Annotated in this window: 17 protein-coding genes and 1 riboswitch; of the genes, 13 read left to right on the top strand and 4 right to left on the bottom strand. The window is 47.4% G+C overall.

Annotated elements, in window-relative coordinates:
* Positions 1 to 210 precede the first annotated feature (210 nt).
* The 6 genes from ACX4JR_RS00605 (at position 211) to ACX4JR_RS00630 (ending at position 7,696) form a co-directional block, all read left to right on the top strand.
* Positions 211 to 2,379 (top strand): copper amine oxidase N-terminal domain-containing protein, encoded by a 2,169-nt coding sequence (locus ACX4JR_RS00605; protein ID WP_476059122.1) that lies wholly within the window; start codon positions 211 to 213, stop codon positions 2,377 to 2,379.
* A gap of 278 nt (positions 2,380 to 2,657) precedes the next feature.
* Positions 2,658 to 4,019 (top strand): ISLre2 family transposase, encoded by a 1,362-nt coding sequence (locus ACX4JR_RS00610; protein WP_476059123.1) that lies wholly within the window; start codon positions 2,658 to 2,660, stop codon positions 4,017 to 4,019.
* 118 nt (positions 4,020 to 4,137) lie between these two features.
* A complete protein-coding gene (locus ACX4JR_RS00615; protein ID WP_476059124.1) occupies positions 4,138 to 4,311 on the top strand; it encodes a hypothetical protein in 174 nt (57 codons plus the stop codon).
* A 120-nt stretch (positions 4,312 to 4,431) separates the two neighbouring features.
* Positions 4,432 to 5,523, top strand: coding sequence for a TolC family protein (locus tag ACX4JR_RS00620; RefSeq protein ID WP_476059125.1), 1,092 nt, complete (start codon positions 4,432 to 4,434; stop codon positions 5,521 to 5,523).
* A gap of 690 nt (positions 5,524 to 6,213) precedes the next feature.
* A complete protein-coding gene (locus ACX4JR_RS00625) occupies positions 6,214 to 7,341 on the top strand; it encodes an S-layer homology domain-containing protein (protein ID WP_476059126.1) in 1,128 nt (375 codons plus the stop codon).
* A 163-nt stretch (positions 7,342 to 7,504) separates the two neighbouring features.
* Entirely contained in the window at positions 7,505 to 7,696 is a 192-nt protein-coding gene (locus tag ACX4JR_RS00630; protein WP_476059127.1) for a DUF2283 domain-containing protein, read from the top strand.
* A gap of 95 nt (positions 7,697 to 7,791) precedes the next feature.
* Here the strand turns inward: ACX4JR_RS00630 and ACX4JR_RS00635 are convergent, their stop codons facing one another.
* Positions 7,792 to 8,424, bottom strand: coding sequence for a nucleotidyl transferase AbiEii/AbiGii toxin family protein (locus tag ACX4JR_RS00635; RefSeq protein ID WP_476059128.1), 633 nt, complete (start codon positions 8,422 to 8,424; stop codon positions 7,792 to 7,794).
* The gene (locus ACX4JR_RS00640; protein WP_476059129.1) at positions 8,373 to 8,681 is read right to left on the bottom strand and encodes a DUF6922 domain-containing protein; all 309 of its coding nucleotides are present in this window, start codon (positions 8,679 to 8,681) and stop codon (positions 8,373 to 8,375) included. Before ACX4JR_RS00640 ends, ACX4JR_RS00635 begins: the two co-directional genes overlap by 52 nt.
* 74 nt (positions 8,682 to 8,755) lie before the next feature.
* Between ACX4JR_RS00640 and ACX4JR_RS00645 the strand changes: the two genes are divergently transcribed.
* Complete coding sequence (locus ACX4JR_RS00645; RefSeq protein WP_476059130.1) at positions 8,756 to 9,511, top strand: DUF4351 domain-containing protein; 756 nt, start codon at positions 8,756 to 8,758, stop codon at positions 9,509 to 9,511.
* 169 nt (positions 9,512 to 9,680) lie between these two features.
* Here ACX4JR_RS00645 and mntA read toward each other — a convergent pair whose 3' ends face one another.
* Complete coding sequence (gene mntA, locus ACX4JR_RS00650; RefSeq protein WP_476059131.1) at positions 9,681 to 10,127, bottom strand: type VII toxin-antitoxin system MntA family adenylyltransferase antitoxin; 447 nt, start codon at positions 10,125 to 10,127, stop codon at positions 9,681 to 9,683.
* A 274-nt stretch (positions 10,128 to 10,401) separates the two neighbouring features.
* Between mntA and ACX4JR_RS00655 the strand changes: the two genes are divergently transcribed.
* The 3 genes from ACX4JR_RS00655 to ACX4JR_RS00665 all read left to right on the top strand — a co-directional run bounded on the left by ACX4JR_RS00655 (position 10,402) and on the right by ACX4JR_RS00665 (position 11,987).
* On the top strand, positions 10,402 to 11,247 hold the full coding sequence (locus tag ACX4JR_RS00655) for an ATP-dependent DNA ligase (protein WP_476059132.1): 846 nt from the start codon (positions 10,402 to 10,404) through the stop codon (positions 11,245 to 11,247).
* Between the two features lie 134 nt (positions 11,248 to 11,381).
* Entirely contained in the window at positions 11,382 to 11,627 is a 246-nt protein-coding gene (locus ACX4JR_RS00660; RefSeq protein WP_476060601.1) for a hypothetical protein, read from the top strand.
* 126 nt (positions 11,628 to 11,753) lie between these two features.
* A complete protein-coding gene (locus tag ACX4JR_RS00665; protein ID WP_476059133.1) occupies positions 11,754 to 11,987 on the top strand; it encodes a type II toxin-antitoxin system HicB family antitoxin in 234 nt (77 codons plus the stop codon).
* A 272-nt stretch (positions 11,988 to 12,259) separates the two neighbouring features.
* On the opposite strand, the gene ribB is transcribed toward ACX4JR_RS00665, so the two are convergent.
* Positions 12,260 to 12,913, bottom strand: a complete 654-nt coding sequence (gene ribB / locus ACX4JR_RS00670; RefSeq protein ID WP_476059134.1) for a 3,4-dihydroxy-2-butanone-4-phosphate synthase — start codon at positions 12,911 to 12,913, stop codon at positions 12,260 to 12,262.
* A gap of 117 nt (positions 12,914 to 13,030) precedes the next feature.
* Positions 13,031 to 13,182: riboswitch (FMN riboswitch) on the bottom strand.
* Between the two features lie 196 nt (positions 13,183 to 13,378).
* On the opposite strand from ribB, the gene ACX4JR_RS00675 reads away from it, so the two are divergent.
* The 3 genes from ACX4JR_RS00675 (at position 13,379) to ACX4JR_RS00685 (ending at position 15,947) form a co-directional block, all read left to right on the top strand.
* On the top strand, positions 13,379 to 15,061 hold the full coding sequence (locus ACX4JR_RS00675) for a stalk domain-containing protein (protein ID WP_476059135.1): 1,683 nt from the start codon (positions 13,379 to 13,381) through the stop codon (positions 15,059 to 15,061).
* A 171-nt stretch (positions 15,062 to 15,232) separates the two neighbouring features.
* On the top strand, positions 15,233 to 15,484 hold the full coding sequence (locus tag ACX4JR_RS00680; RefSeq protein ID WP_476059136.1) for a FitA-like ribbon-helix-helix domain-containing protein: 252 nt from the start codon (positions 15,233 to 15,235) through the stop codon (positions 15,482 to 15,484).
* Between the two features lie 28 nt (positions 15,485 to 15,512).
* Complete coding sequence (locus ACX4JR_RS00685) at positions 15,513 to 15,947, top strand: type II toxin-antitoxin system VapC family toxin (RefSeq protein ID WP_476059137.1); 435 nt, start codon at positions 15,513 to 15,515, stop codon at positions 15,945 to 15,947.
* The last annotated feature ends 53 nt before the right edge of the window (positions 15,948 to 16,000 follow it).

Genomic DNA, 16,000 nt, shown 5'->3' on the forward strand with positions numbered 1-16,000 from the left:
TGCAGGGTGCTGGCAGGGGAGATATAATAAGCCATGTGAGTTGGTAGGGAAATTTATCAAAGGGTGAGCAAGCGGTAGGACCGCTTCTCGATGTTAGCAAGTTAACAAGTTAACTGGCAATTAAGGGGGGATGTGGAACTTAAGTAAGGAGAAGTATTGTTGGGGTAGTTGAAAGGATGAAAACATTAAATTTTAAGGAGGGAAAAAGGTTTGTTTAAGGCACGTACCAAGAAGTTTTCGCTTTTGATGGCGCTTGTGTTTGCGTTTACTGTGCTGGTTCCGTTTGCAGGAATTGCTGGAGCAGCATCTACCGATTATTCAACCATTACTGCTCCTAAAGTGGACGATGGTGATAATAAAGATCTTGGTAGCTTTTTGATTGAAATTGATCCGCTAGTACCGGGTATAAGTGAAGCCTGGGTAAGTCTACCTGCTGATTTTGATGTTAACGGAGTTACAATTTCTGGCTTAAATGGTGCAGGTGTTACTCAAAATGTTTATGAAGTTGACGGAGACACCGGTTTTAAAATTGAAATCATCAATAATAGTGGTGGCAGTGTTTCCGATGCTTCGTTTATTGTAGATTTCACAGATGTTGATGTTCCTGATAATTTCAGCGGTGCAATTGAAGCAACTATCAAGAATATTTCCGGTCAGCTTCTTGACGGTAAAGTAACTATCGGTTATGTAGCTGGTGGAGCAGTTACTTTAACCGTAGAAGACGATGAAACCTTCTCTGAAGAAGGCGGTTCAGTGACGATCCAAGTTGAGGAAGAAGTAGCAGGCACCTTGGAAAATGGAGATACAATTGATCTAGTTCTTCCCGATGGTTTTGAGTGGGATGAAAATAACGGTGCTTATGATATTAACATTCTCTGGGGAGACCTTACTGCTGCTCAGTTAGACTTCAGCTTTGATGATGAAGAGTTAAGCATTGGTGTAAAAGCCGGTGTTGAGAGCACTAAAGCAACTTGCTTTAAGTTTACAGTTGATATTAATGTTGAAGATACAGACGATGCCCAGTATGGTGATATTATAGCAAAAGTTAAGGGTGACTACGATGTCACTCCCGATGAGTTGGTAGTAGGAACCTATGGCGACTTTAATGTCACTGCAGAAGCTGATGATGCCAGTAAGCAAGTGTATGCTGGCTTTGATAATCAAGAAATCAGCGATATCATCATAAAAGAAGACTTGGCTGGGAGCCTTATAGACGGTCGCACCATCACCCTTAAGTTGCCTGAAAACGCAAGGTGGGCTAAAGTGAAGGATACAGACATTGAAGGTCTGACAGCTGGTGCAACCAATGGTGATGTTCTGGATACCGATAGTGGTCTTAGGTTGAGATACGGTGGTCTGCAAGGTACCGACGACAGAACTTTGAGATTATATGTTGACGCTATTTCAGGTGTTGGTTCTACTTCTGACGCTGAGTTAAAACTGGAAGGTCTGGAAGTGGCTTTGCAGGCTGGCGTAACTGGAGATCTCGTGATTGAAGTTGGTGGTAGTGCTGGCGTAGCAACTGAGGAAATTAAAGTAGCAGAAATAATTGACCCGGTTACAGTCACAGCTGAGAAGAAAGATGTTGTACTTGGTATGAAGGATCAAGTAGCCGGTGACATTATAATCACCGAGGCAAAAGCTGGTGCAATCAATGAAGAATTTGATAATAAACCGGCTCAGATAGGTATTTTCTTGCCCGATTGGGTGAAATTTAGCGAGGAACCAGATGTAGAAGTTATCGAAGGTGACCTAAAGATTGACGATGTAGAGCTTGCTGAGGATGACACTGAGCTTTGGATTACAATTGACAGAGATAGCCATGAGGCTAGCACCATCGTTATTAGCAATATCAAGTACGACATTGTTAGGGTATTGGCTGAAGGTGACATCGATGTTAAGATCGGTGGAGGCGCTATTGTGGAAACTGCCTTTGTAGGTTATGAAGATGAAGATGAGTCTTACTTTGAAGATGATTGGTATGCTGCAGAAGTGGCGAATGCTACTTGTGTAACTCCTGCTCCTGACGAGAAGAAGATATCCACCTCTATCACTCTGGGTGAAAACGGCAGCTACATCTCCGATGGTCGCATCATGGTTCAGCTCCGTGATGCTGCTACCGCTCTGGGAGTAGCTGAGCAGAACATCTTCTGGGATAATAACACCAAGACTGCTACCTTCATCAAAGGTGATCGTGTTGTACAAATCACTGTTGGTGACCCGCAAGTCAAGCTGAACGGTGTAGCACTACCCACTGATAAGGGTGCAGAAATCAAGGACGGCCGAACCTATGTATCTTTGTCCGCAGCCGGTGTTGCTCTTGGTGCAACTGCAAGCTGGGATAATACAACTAAGACAGCAACTTTAACTATTCAATAAGTTAGTCTTAAACAAGCCCGGGTTTAAAAAGCCGGGCTTGTTTTATGTTAATCACCACTTCCTACTCGATACATTGCAGATATTTATAATAATTTAAGGAATTTATATTTTAAAGTTTTTATATTAGAAATTTAGGATTGTAACATTTTTGAATCCAATACATAACGAAGGCCGTGTAAAATTTCAGTAGGCACCAGAAGGAAATCAACCTCCTAGAAATAGAAATGAGACCTCACCCCAAAAACACTCCAACGGAAATTAAAGGAGGGCGAGGTCTCATGTTAAATATTCGCCACATAGTGGGGGCAGTCCTTCTATTCGATTCTGGCCTAACTAAATTAATTGGCGAGTGCAAAGACTTTTATGAGCTTGAAAAAGGCATCCATGAGCTGTGCCAGGCAGTCTGCAACCAAATTTTCACCTGGGCCCTGGAACAGATCGATACCCGCCTGATGAATGAACGTGACCGGAGCACCTGGGAAGTGGTCGGCTTTCGGGCTAAAACAGCAGTAAGCACCTTTGGGGAATTTCTCTTCAAAAGGCGCCTGTACAGGAACAAAAAAACCGGGGAAACCAAATTCTTTTTAGACGAGCTGCTGGGCTGGCCAGCCCGGGCCAAGATCACCCCCCGTTTAAAAGAACTGGCCGTCAAACTAAGCACCGAACTTTCCTTTGCCCGTGCCGCCGAGATCTTAAACCACCTTGTTTCCGGCCTAAGTCCCATGACCGTCTGGCAGGCTACCCAAGAAGTGGGAGAAGTCTTGCAGCAAGAAGGAGAAGAAAAAAGGGCAGCGGTTTTTGAAAAGGGCGAAGCTCCCGGCGGGAAAGAGGTAACCCCGGAGCTGTGTATCGAAGCCGACGGAGTGATAATCCGCCTGCAGAAGACAAAAGAGAAAAGAGGAGAAATTAAGCATATGGTCGCCTACGAAGGGAAGGAACAAATTGGCCAAGGTCGCTTCGCCCTGAAAAACAAGCTTGTTTTAAGCAGCCTAAATAACGGTAAGGCAGCCTGGGAAGAAAACTATGCCGTAGCCGGGGGAAAATGGGACCTGAGCCAAACCGAAAGGATCTTCATCGGCGGCGACGGGGCAGACTGGTCCAAGCAGGGAATTGATTACTTTCCCGGCGCTGTGTATCGCTTAGACCCATACCACCTGAGCAGGCATTTAACCGAGGCCCTCTGGTACGACGAAGAAACCTACCGGAAGGTGGCCCTGGCCATTTCCCAGGGTAACTGGGAGGAGACCCAAAGAGTTCTTACGGAAGCAGCAAAAAACACCAGGGGCAACCGGAAGAAGAGGATCACCAAACTTCTGCATTATCTTGAGGAAAACTGGGCGGGGATCGCTGCCTCGCCGGGAGCAAAACGTTTGGGCACCATTGAAGGGCAGATTCAACACAACGTGGCCCGGCGGATGAAACGCCTGGGAGCCAGGTGGACAATCCCTGGAGGAGACCGGATGGCCCGTGTTTTGGCCGCTAAGGCAAACGGGGAGCTTGGCATATACTTTGCGCTGGCCGGTGAAACACCGGAAATTGAGAGAAATTGCGCAGTTAAAGCCAGTCGAAAAACAAAAAACAGAGGATGTGGAAAAGTGGCTGCAGGCGTCTGTTCCGGCTTTAAAGGGTCCTTTTGCTGACCGGCTGTGGATTAAGTATGTTTTACGTGAACTTAGCCGTCCCAGCTTTTCTGTTCTTTTGTAAAAGCATGTTCCTTGGAGAGCCTTTGAGGTTTTCAGGCGGCGCCGGAGGGTAGCCTTGACAGCCGGGGTCCCCGCATGTGATAAAATGTACAAGCCGGCGGGGTATGCTAAAGTATGCAGCATGTTCTCCGGAGCCGCCCCGTCGGTACCGAAACTATATCACATGCGGGGTGGCTGTCAAGGCCGCCGCCTGAAAACTAATGTTTTAAGCGGTGAGGTCTCATGTTAAAAGATACCTACTGAATCTTGACACGGACCATAACGAATACTAGTCTTGATTCTTCAAATACTTTAAGTTATACTATTAGTAAATAGTTAACTAATTTAACTAAATGAGGGAGAGAGTACCATGAAAAGGCTACGTGGTATTATTTTCATGACAATATTAATGTTAGGAATATGGACCGGGCCAACCTTCGCGAATGATGAGCAACAGGCCGAATCGATTGAACTAACACTTAATGATGCAATTTTTCGGGCATTAACGCACAGTAAGGAAGTGAAAAAAGCTAACTTAGACATCGAACGTGCCAAAGAAGCACGAGAGGATGCTAAGGATATTGTAGATTTTATTCCCACTGGGGTAGGGCCATATGTACCAGAGGTAAGGGAAGCTTATACAAATCTCCTTATCAAGGATTTAGAATGGCAAATGTCCAAACGCAGCTTGACAGCGGCAGAGGATGCCGTTGCTCTCAATACTTGTCAGAAGTACTGGGCCGTACAGCAAGCGCAAAGATATTTAAAGGCGAAGGAATTGGCTTTTGAGCAGGCTCGCGCTGACTTACGCAAAGCTAAGGCTAGTTTTGAAGTTGGACTGATTAACGAAGAGGCCTTGCTAGGAGCACAAACATTGTTTAAAAAAGCCAAGGGAGAGTTGGAGGCGGCCCGCAATGAGTTGGCTCAGGCATATGCTGAATTCAATGATTTAGTTGGGTTGAAGCCTGATGAGTGTCCGGTGCTAACAGAAGAAGCGACATTTAGCCCGTTGGAAGTGACCGATTTGCAGAGTGCGGTGCAGCGCACTATAGAGCAGAACCCCCAGGTTTGGCAGGCGGAGCACGTGATAATGATTAAAGATAAAGTAAGGTACCTGCAGGATAACTGGAGTATTGCTGATATAGATATGCAAAAGGCTGAGCTTGATGTTGGTAGCTTAAAGGATAACCTCAGGCTGTTAGGTCGTACTCTCTACTATGCTGCACGCAGCGCTGAGGAATCTTATTCCGCTTTGGTGACCGGTGTAGAACTGGCAAGGGAGTCCCTGCGCGTTACGAAGTTGAAGTATGAGGTAGGGATGGCCACAGAGGCGGACGTGATTAAAGTGGAGAAAGAACTTGCCGAGAAGGAGAAAAGCCTGCATGACGTTATAACCCAGCATGCTTATTTGAAACTGGCATTTCAAAAGCCCTGGGCTTATTTATTACAAAGTACAAAGTAGGTTGCATATTCCGCTCAAACCGTTCACTAATTCCGGTGTATTCCGACCACCGATTCCGGAGTTTGCCGACCAGTAGTTGGAGCGAAGCGATGCCGGATAATTCGTCCACATAAAGTGGCCGGTTTACATACTAAAGCCCGGTAACATATTTTAACATAATTTCCAGTTCGCTATAGATATTCGTATTAATCATTATAATGAACATAGTCATTTTGCCGTCATCACCGGGGCTAATTAATATGTGAATAACGCTTGCGTTATTTAAGTGATTGTGGACCCTGTGGACAGGCGGGTTAAGCTTTTTGGTAACTTGTTGGGAGTAGAAGTTTGATAAATAGCTGGCATAATCATAAAAGTGCTTAGAAAATAAAAGGTGCCAGGCACCAATTTTAACTTAAAGCCCCGGCATCACCAGATGCCCGGGGCTTATAATTATTGCTCTTTTTCAATGTATTTGCTTTGTTATAAATATAAACTTGAGAAAATCGCTGAGGTTATTTTGCAGGATATCATGAACCTTTTCTATGTCCAGAATAAAGTATCCATGTATTAGCAATAAAACAAAGACCAATCGCCCAAAACAGGCCTTTGGTCCTGTTCCAAACAGTACCCTGGACCCCTTTCCCACAAGCAAAAATTAACATAGAATTACATTGAAACATTAAGATAACTGAAAAGGAGGAACGGGTCGTGAAAAGGGCATTAGTAATTATCATTTCTCTCATGCTGGTGTTAACCCTTTCGGCGGGGGCCGCCTGGGCCAGGCCGGGAGGCGGGAAGGAAGGCGGTTACGGAAAGGGTAATAGTTCTATCAGCACGTCTTCTGCAGAAAATACTGGGAAAAATGAGAATGCAGCAAACCGGGATTACCGGGTTAAGGTTAAAAAGGGGAAAATAGAAATCAAGGGTAACGGCAGCAAGCTTGAGCTGAAAAAAGGGGAGTTGGAGTTTAAGATAGGAAACGGCAATGTTAGAATAAAAAACAGCGCCCTTGAGCAGTTTAGGGAAAGATACAGGGAAAGACTGAGAGTATACGGGGAGAGTGCCTTCAGGGGAGAAGTCGCTGCAAGTAATTTCTCTGATATTCGAAATCACTGGGCCCGGTCGTGCATTGAAAAACTGGCGGCCATCAACCTCTTTAACGGGTATGAAGACGGTACTTTCCGGCCGGACGAGCCTGTAACCGGGGCGGAAGCTGTTGCTCTTGTGATGAGACTTGCCGCAGAAAGCGAGCCGGGGGAGCCGGGTGAGGAGGAATTAACTGAGGAGCCGGCCGGGAATGAAGAAATTGATCCCGCCGCCGGTGATGAAACCGGTGAGGAAACAGGCGAAGATGTGACGGAAGGGGAACTGGATGAGGTGCCCGCATGGTCCCGGGAGGCCGTCCGGGAAGCTGCCCGCAGGGGTATAATCAACCTGAACCGCTTCCATTCCCGCGTCCAGGCCGAGAGGGCCCGGGTGGCTGTCTGGGTGGCCAAGGCACTGGGCCTGCAGCCGGTGGATACTGCTGAAATTCCCTTCAAAGACGCCTATTTGATTGCGCCGGAAGATGTGGGGTACATCATGGCCCTTTATAAGGAAGGCCTTATAGCGGGAACTCCCGGTGGAAAGTTCAATCCCAACAGCGCCATTACCAGGGCGGAGCTGGCGGCCATAATGGAAAGGCTGCTTGCGAAAGAGGCGGACGGGGAAGAAGAAGTTGAAGGACCGGCGGAAGGTGGAGTGGAAAGTGAAAACGATGAAACTTCCACCGGGGATGATTTGAATGTTGAAGAAAATGCCAGTGAATCTAGTAGTTACAATGAGGAAACAGAGTGAAAAGCGTACCACGCGCCAATTTTAACTTAAAGCCCGGGGCATCGCCGGATGCCTGGGGCTTTAAGGTTTTGTTGTAGCAAAAGTTCAGGTACCAGGGAATTGTCTTGACAAATACTGGCATAACCATGATAAAATTTATATAGATAAATTGGAGGAATGAAACATGAAATTCCGATATGATGATGAAGTTGATGCTCTTTATATTGAATTAATTTCAGGGGAAGTTAAAGAAAGCGAAGAAGTTAAACCCGGATTAATTTTAGATATCGGGCAGGACGGAAATGTAATTGGTATTGAATTATTGGATGCCAGTAAAAAAATAGGTAAGAAGTTAAATTTGGTAGTAGAATTATAGAAAGTTGCCGGGTCAGGCATTGCTTTGTAATATTATCCAGCTCAAAGCCCCGGCGTCATCGGACAGCCGGGGCTTTTTTGCCGTAATCGTTCGATCTAGCTTAAAATTGTTTTCATTAATTCTTTTTGCTTTTGCATAAAGAATTTTTTTACATCTTTCCAATTAACGGGTTTTAACATTACTGGATCCGCTTCTTTATCCGCATCCTCAAAATAACCGATACTTTTCAGTAAATGATATTTGCTATATGCTACGTTTTTATACTTTATGTCAAACAAATATAATAAACTTTCTAAACCTATTATTTTTTTGGTAATAAAATAAAGGTCAATAAAATCTTTTTTGCTGCCCCTGCTTGAAATTGCCGTTATTTTCATTAAAGCAATGTCTTTAAGGTCTGCAATTTGACATCCCCAAAAAGTTTTTAGAGGATACAGCAAAGGATATTTGTAAAGTATAAAGCTCAGTTTTACTCCTTCTAAAATAGCGTGTACGGTGCCGCGTGATTCGCCCGTAAGTTTGAATGTGCCCAATTGACTCAGGCTTTGTATGATATCAAAAGTATCGAATTCATCCTGGGTAAAGAAGTCAAAATCCTCTGAAAGGCGGTGCCCCAACTGCAAAGCCGCAGCGGTTCCGCCGGCTAGGTAAAATTTTTTCAAAAATCTTTGCCGGGTTAGTAATTCCAAAAGGGATTTTCTGTTTTTGGAGATGACTTTCTCAAACAACGTATTTCCTCCCCGGGCAGGTCAAAATAATTTTGCCAAAGGGACGCCGTTTTTTTTGATATTTTGCGGCTGTTTTTCACTACTTCCTGGACTTGTTCATCCCGGTAAAATGACATCAGCCACTTTATAACACAGTCATCGCCGTATTCTAAAAGTCTTTCAATAACAAAATAATAATCTTTTACCGGGTTGATTTTGGATGCGTCTATATCCCAAAAATAAGGACGGGTAAATGCGGGCAATGATTCTAAAAGCATTTTTATTTAGAGCACCCCTTGTTATTATACCAAAAAATGGGTAGAGAGAAAAGTTGGGGTTAGGCTTTATTTCCATGTTCAAGGCCAGGACCCGGGTCCGGGGAGAAGACGGGTACGTTTTAGTCCACATAGAGCCCCAGTCCTATAAAGAAGAGCAGTTCAACAAGCGCATGTTTAAATATTTTGCTCGCCTGCACGAAAAGTACAACCTGAAAGTTTTACCTGTGGCTGTTTTGGCCCACGGGGTCAAAAAAGAAGAGCCCGCAAGCTATAAAGTGAACTTTCCATTTATCGATGTACTGAGATTCAACTTCCTCCAGCTGCACTTGAAAAGGCTTTCCTGGCGGGAATACTTAAAATATGACAACCCGGCGGTGGCAGCGCTGTTGAGCCACATGGACTACACCAGGGAAGAGAGGCTGAGGCTTAAGCTGGAGTTTTTCAAGATGCTGCTCAGGCTCAGGCTGGACCCTGCCAGGATGGAGCTTTTAGCCGGCTTTTTCGACAGTTACGTGCAGTTAGACCCTGATGAGGAACAGCAGTTTGAAGAAACACTGTCGCGGGAGATACCTGCCGAGGAGGTGAGTCAAGTGACTGAGATACTGACGTCCTGGCATAAAAGGGGAATGGAAAAGGGAATGGAGATAGGAAAGGTTCAGAGCCTACAAAAAATGATTATAAAACTAGCCAATAAAAAATTTAAGGACATAAGCCCGTATACGGAGAAAAAGGTGCAGGAAGTAAAAGACGTTGCTCTGCTGGAAAATATTATTGAGAACCTTCTCGACATGGAAAACGAAGAGGCATTGATAAAAGCTTTGAACAAGTGAATGAATTTTAACGTATTTGATGCCTTGGGCAACCGACCACAATTTGGACAGGTTGTTTTGAAGGGCTTCACGGGTATATTTCTGTAAGGTTTCCAGTTCGCGCACGTAGGTTTCGAGTTCGGCCAGCTTTCCGTGAATCATCTCCATGTCGGCAACCATAAAAGCCCACCTATTCCTCTGCTGCAACGCGTTCATCGTTTTTCAGGCGTTTTATCATATAACTGTATTGTACTGCCAGCATGGGGCGGATATCCTGGTATTCATTAAAAGCCCGGACGTGGAAGGACAATCTTTTTCTTTCCGATCGGGAGAAAATTACCTCTCCATGGTAAATAACCTGGAATTTCAGCAGTGGGGGCACTTCGTTTAAGATTATCACGTCAAGCTCGTTTGTTTTTAAAATCTTCATAAGTTCAGTAAGCAAAAAGGAACGGTAGCCGTATGTAAAATTCTCTTCCTCAATTAGTGAAGATTCTACCAGGAAAGCCAGGTCAATATCGCTCAACGGCCCCGGTGTGTTCTTTGCCCGGGAGCCGAAAAGGTAAGCGGCAATAATTTCCGGTCGTCCCTGGCAAAAGGCGGCCACCTTTTGCTTCTGGTAATCGTTAAATTGCACTTTATATTCCCCCGTAGTTTTTCTAAAACAGCGTATTTTTTACAACACCCCTTATTATTATACCAAAAAAATGAATAGAGGGAAAAGTTGGGGCCCCGGGCTTTACATTGTGAAATTATTCAGCTCTCCTGGCTTTATACGAACTTTTCCAGGCTTATTTTACATAATAAAGAAAAACCTGCACATAATAAATACGGCGCCGACGCAGCTGCAAGCTCAACCCCTGGTTACGGCTTTTGCCTGCCGGGGGTTGAGTATTTTTGAGGTGAACCCAGTGCTTCCTTTCCCCATCAAGCCAATGCTTCTCCAAAGCGCAAAAGAGCCTTTTAACTCTCCCGACCACATCTTCGAGTGGAAAGTTGACGGCATCCGGTGCATTATGTTTTACGACCGCGGCAAGGTGCGCCTCCAGAGCCGCACCGGGAAGGACTGCACCCGGCAGTTTCCGGAACTTTGGGCACCGCCGGTAACCGCAGGGGAAGCGGTTCTGGACGGTGAAATTACGGTTCTCACCAAAGGAAAACCGGACTTTGAGGCAGTAATGAAACGGTACCTGGCCGGGCCGAAGAAGGTCGCCGCGCTTGCAGCCAGAAAGCCGGCGGTGTACGTGGTGTGGGATATCCTCTGGCTAAACGGGGATCAGATAACGGGCTTGCCTCTGATGAAGCGAAAACAGCTGCTGGATCAGGCCCTGGAGGATAACGACGTGGTACACAAGATTGATTGGGTGGACGATCAGGGGCTGGCCCTCTGGAATGCAGTTAAGGCCCACGATCTGGAGGGAATCGTGGCAAAAAAGAAAGACAGCCGGTATTTGCCGGGCAAAAGGTCAGCTGCTTGGATAAAGGTAAAAAACTACCAAGAGGTTATTGTAAATGTATTCGGGTACTCAAAAAAGGACGGGGCTGTTTTAGTGGGCACCGGTGACAGGGTGCAGGGCCGTGCCACCGGGATGGAGCCTGCAGAGAGGGAAGCGTTATGGGGATTGCTGGATAAGTACGGCACTGAAAAAGGGAACGTTATTTTGCTTCCGCCAGGGGTAAAGGGGAGGGTGAAATTTACCACCTGGACACCTAAAGGAAACATGCGGGACTGTAGTTGGGCGGGATTCGAGACTTAAAGGAGGAACACAAAAAAAGTTAGCAGGCCGTGTAAAATTTCAGTAGGCACCAGAAGGAAATCAACCTCCTAAAAATAGAAATGAGACCTCACCCAAAAAACACTCCAACGGAAATTAAAGGAGGGCGAGGTCTCATGTTAAATATTCGTCACATAGTAGGGGCAGTCCTTCTATTCGGTTCTGGCCTAACTAAATTAATTGGCGAGTGCAAAGACTTTTATGAGCTTGACAGCTGGGTCCCCGCATGTGATAAAGTGCACAAGCCGGCGGGGCATGCTAAAGTATGTAGCATGTTCCCCGGAGCCGCCCCGTCGGCACCCAATATAATCACCACATGCGGGGTGGCAGTCAAGGCCGCCGCCGTAAAACTAATGTTTTAAGCGGTGAGGTCTCATGTTAAAAGATACCTACTGAATCTTGACACGGGGCTTTAAGGTTTTTTAATGGAGTTTTGGTTTTGCTTTTGATAAAATAAAACAAAATAATATTGGGAGGATAGTTTCAAGATGGCTATACTTTCGGGATTTGTTCAGGCTGCCATGCGTGAGGCTAAATACAAGATTCTTGAAGATGGGAGTATATTTGGTGAAATTCCTTCTTGTAAAGGGGTTTGGGCGAATGAACATACTTTAGAAGAATGTAGAGAAGTGTTACAGGAGGTTTTGGAAGAGTGGTTGTTGCTTAAACTGCGGGATATGAGGTTAGCATACCCGGTTGACGAAAATAACAAAAAAATATAGAATATTGTCTGTGTGCGGTCGAGTGCTGAAACCTTAACCCGCCTCCAATGTTTACATATTTTTAGTGTGGTGCCCCGGGTGGGGCGTTTTTTGTTTCTTGGTCGCGGAGGTCACCGATTTGTTCTTAGAAGCAAGGATGACTTGTTGGGTGTGTTAAGTTGGGTATGGGTTGACAGGTTGGAATAAGGTGGAAAAACAAAATCAACCACCTGGGCTTATCCCAGGTGGTTGAGTATCCACAGCGCTCTCCGTTTGTATTAACGGAACCTGTTTCAGCTCGCGTTTTGTTCTAGTGCTTTACGGTACTTCACCAAGTCTTCGACCGTAAGCACCGGCATGTTGTGCTTTTCGGCAAAGGCCACTATTTCCGGCAGGCGCGCCATTGTCCCATCTGGGTTGGTAAGTTCACACAGCACGCCATAGGGTTTTAAACCTGCCAGGCGCATCAGATCAACGGTCGCTTCAGTGTGCCCCTGGCGCTCCAGCACACCACCAGGACGGGCTTTTAAAGGAAATACATGGCCGGGTCGACGGAGATCCCCGGGTTTGGCATTATCTGCAATAGCTGCTTTTACTGTTGTAACTCGATCTGCGGCTGACACGCCGGTTGTAACGCCATTTGCTGCCTCGATGGATACAGTAAAGGCGGTTTTGAAGCGGCTGGAGTTATTCTCCACCATCATTGGCAGCGCTAGCTCGCGTACCTTTTCTTCGGTCAGGCAAAGGCAGACAATGCCGCTGCATTCGCGGATCAACATGGCCATCTGGGCTTCAGTGAGGGATTCAGCGGCAAAAATCAAGTCACCTTCGTTTTCCCGTTGTTCATCATCTACGACCAGCACGCCCTGGCCGTTGCGCAGCGCGTTTAGCGCCTTCTCCACCCGTTCAAATGAGTTGCCAAATCGAGTTAGTAGATTCTGATTCATGGTAATCCTCCTTTGCTTTTATGGACTTACCAGAATCAGGGCGTAGAGACAGACAGTTGCCTAAGCACACACGGGCAGCTTTGCGCCAGACAGGTGCCTGCGGCGGGTTGCTGACTGTCTTATCCTCTTTCATCCGGACTTTTACCGTCGGCTCTGGCCTCTCACCAGATCTGCTGTCCTCCCTCTGGAACAGAGGGAGCGCTCGCGGGCTCCCCAGCGCAGCCTGGGATACCGCCGGTGGGGACTTCCACCCCGCCCTGAGAATAAGTTACCCAATAGTATACTAGCCTCCCACTCATTGTCAATAATCTTCTCTACCCATAATCAAGAAATTCTCCGATTATCAATTGTTTCCGGTCCTTTATTTTTTAAGAAACGCGTGTTACGTCACGTGGATATCACCAGTATAAAATTAAGGGTTCTACGGTCAAAGTATAGAAAAAATGGAATCAGGGGTGATTGTACTTGCGCCGCTACACTAAATACCTCCTCCTCTTGTTATTCCTTTTTATGCTTGCAGCCCCGGCCGCTGCCGGCTTTGCGGCGGATTCCGTCATAATTAAGGTTGGCAGCGAGTATGCCCTGGTAGACGGGGCCGTCTATAATTTGCAGGCCGTTCCCCGCATAAGCGGCGGCACCACCCTGGTCCCGCTGCGCTTTCTGGCGGAAGTTTTCGGAGCGGGAATTTCCTGGGATGCCGGGGCCGGGGAGATAACCCTGCGCCAGGGCGATAGGGTCACCCGGCTGCAGCCGGGGAGCAGCGAAATTTTTGTTGACGGCGCCGTGCGGATCGTGGCCGCAGCCCCGGTGGTGGAAAACGGCGTCACGCTGGTGCCGCTGCGCTTTCTGGTGGAAAACCTGAATTACGAAGTAAATTTCCTGCCCGTGACCAGGGAGATACATATCAGAAAGTTACCGCCTCCGAACCGGCCGCCCGTGGCGGAATTTACGGTAAAAAAGGATACGGTGGCCCGGGGGGAAACCGTAATTTACGAAGACAAAAGCCGTGACCCCGACGGCGATGAAATAGTCGAAAGAAAGTGGACGGGGAAGAAAAGGGCGTATTTTAAGCCCGGGGAATACAAGGTTACGCTGCAGGTGAAGGACAGCCGGGGCGCCTGGAGCGAGCCTTGTACAAGGGTTATCAAGGTTACCGGGGAAGTCAAGATGGACGAGCTTACTTATAACCTGCACAACCCCGTGCCCGGCGAGCCCCTGGACATATCAAACATTCCCGTGCTGGACTTGAAGCGGGTAGATCCCGCCGTCACCATGAACAGGGAAAAAGTGATGATCAGCAACAGCCCGGAAGTGGTGCGGGAGGACGGGATACTTTACAGCGACGTCTTAAGCGGGGAAAACCGGCTGTTTTACCACCATATAAACGGTTCAAGCGAAACCAAAAGAATTTATCTCCTGGCCGTCAATCAAGGCTCGGAGCCGGTAAGGCTGACGGTGAAGAAATGGGGCGTTGCCGGGCCCGCCGACCCCCTGTCTGTTGGCCGGGCGGCGGCTTACCGGTACCTGGGTTTTAATCCCCGCGACGCGAGATTCCTGGAGCTGCGCCCGGGAGAAAAAGTTGTCTTAAACGAAGGAACCAGCGCTGTTGTCAAGCCGGGCCGGGCCGCCCACGGCATATTTGACGTAAATGCCCGCGGCGACCTGCTGTTTGCAGTGGTAGCCGTGGGGAGCCGGGACCGGCTGGCGGAATACGAAAAACTTCCCGTTCTCTCCCGGGACGGCAAGCACATCCGGGGAACGTTTTCCAGGGCCAACCGGAATATGTCGGTGCGGCTGTACGGGAGAGAGCCCGCCAGGCTGGTGGTGGCCGACGGTGAGGAAGATGCTTTCATGCGCGGTAAAGACGGGCGGCTGGTGAGCAGGAATAGGGGCAACTACGGCCTGAGTTACCGCATCACCATTAGATCCAAAAACCGGGTGGGCGTGCTGTTTTCTCCCCGGGGAGGCGTCTTTGCCGGGGCCGGCGCCTGGGACGGCGAGGCCTTTTACCTCCCCAACCGGGGCATATTGCAGCCCAAGTCCGGCGCCGTGATCGGTGTCGTGGAGGCGGGCAAGGAAAATGTTCTGGAGTTTATCCCCCCTGCGGGCTCGTATTTGCCCGTAAACCTGGTGTTTATACCTTTTTAAAGGGGGACAGTCCCCTTCAGTGAGGACCGGTCGGGCCTTTAAAGGCCTGACTTTATTATTTAAGGCACCGGAAAGAGGGAATAAATTGATTGGTAAAAGTTTGCAACAAGTATTGCGCTTACCGGGGGGAATTGCTATCATTATGATAGCATATTTAGGGGGTGATTCTTAATGCCAGGGATTCTCATTCGGGATATTCCTGAAGAGTTATTGAACGGGTTAAAAATGAGAGCCAGGGCAAACAGCAGGTCTTTGCAGCAGGAGCTGAAAATTATCCTGGCGGAAGCGGTTAATCATGACGGCGAAAAGGGCATTAAGCTGGCTGCAAAAATCAGGCGGGAGCTGGAAGCCAAGAAAGTGCAGTATTCGGATAGTGCAGAATTAATCCGTGAGGATAGAGAACGGTCAACTACCCCCGACTAAAGTCGGAGGCATTCACGCCGGGTAGATCGTGAAAACTTATGTTGTTGATTCTAGCGTAGCTATTAAATGGTATATTCCAGAGAATTGGAGTATTGAGGCCGTAGAATGGCTGGAATCAGCCAATAAGAAGGGGTGCCGGCTGCTGGCTCCCGACCTTATTTTCTCTGAAATCGGCAATGTATTGTGGAAAAAATGCCGGAAAGGTGAGCTGGCAGTGGAAGATGCGCGAAAAATATTAAGTGCCGTGGATGAGGCATTTCCTGTAAAGGTAGTCGGAAGTGCCCCGCTTCTTCCGGCAGCTTTTGAGATTGCGCACGTATTCAACAGGTCTGTATATGACAGTTTGTACCTGGCTTTAGCGAAAGCTAAAGGGGGCATTCTGGTAACGGCTGATTTGCGTCTTGTAAACGCATTGCAAGACACCGTTTTGAAAACGTCAATACTTTTTTTGGGGAGAGAATAGTGCCGGGCGCCAATTCAGGTGCCCGGCACCGGTTTATCAACTCATCTCCAGAA

This window comes from Desulfofundulus sp. JL263-se (genome assembly GCF_056316025.1).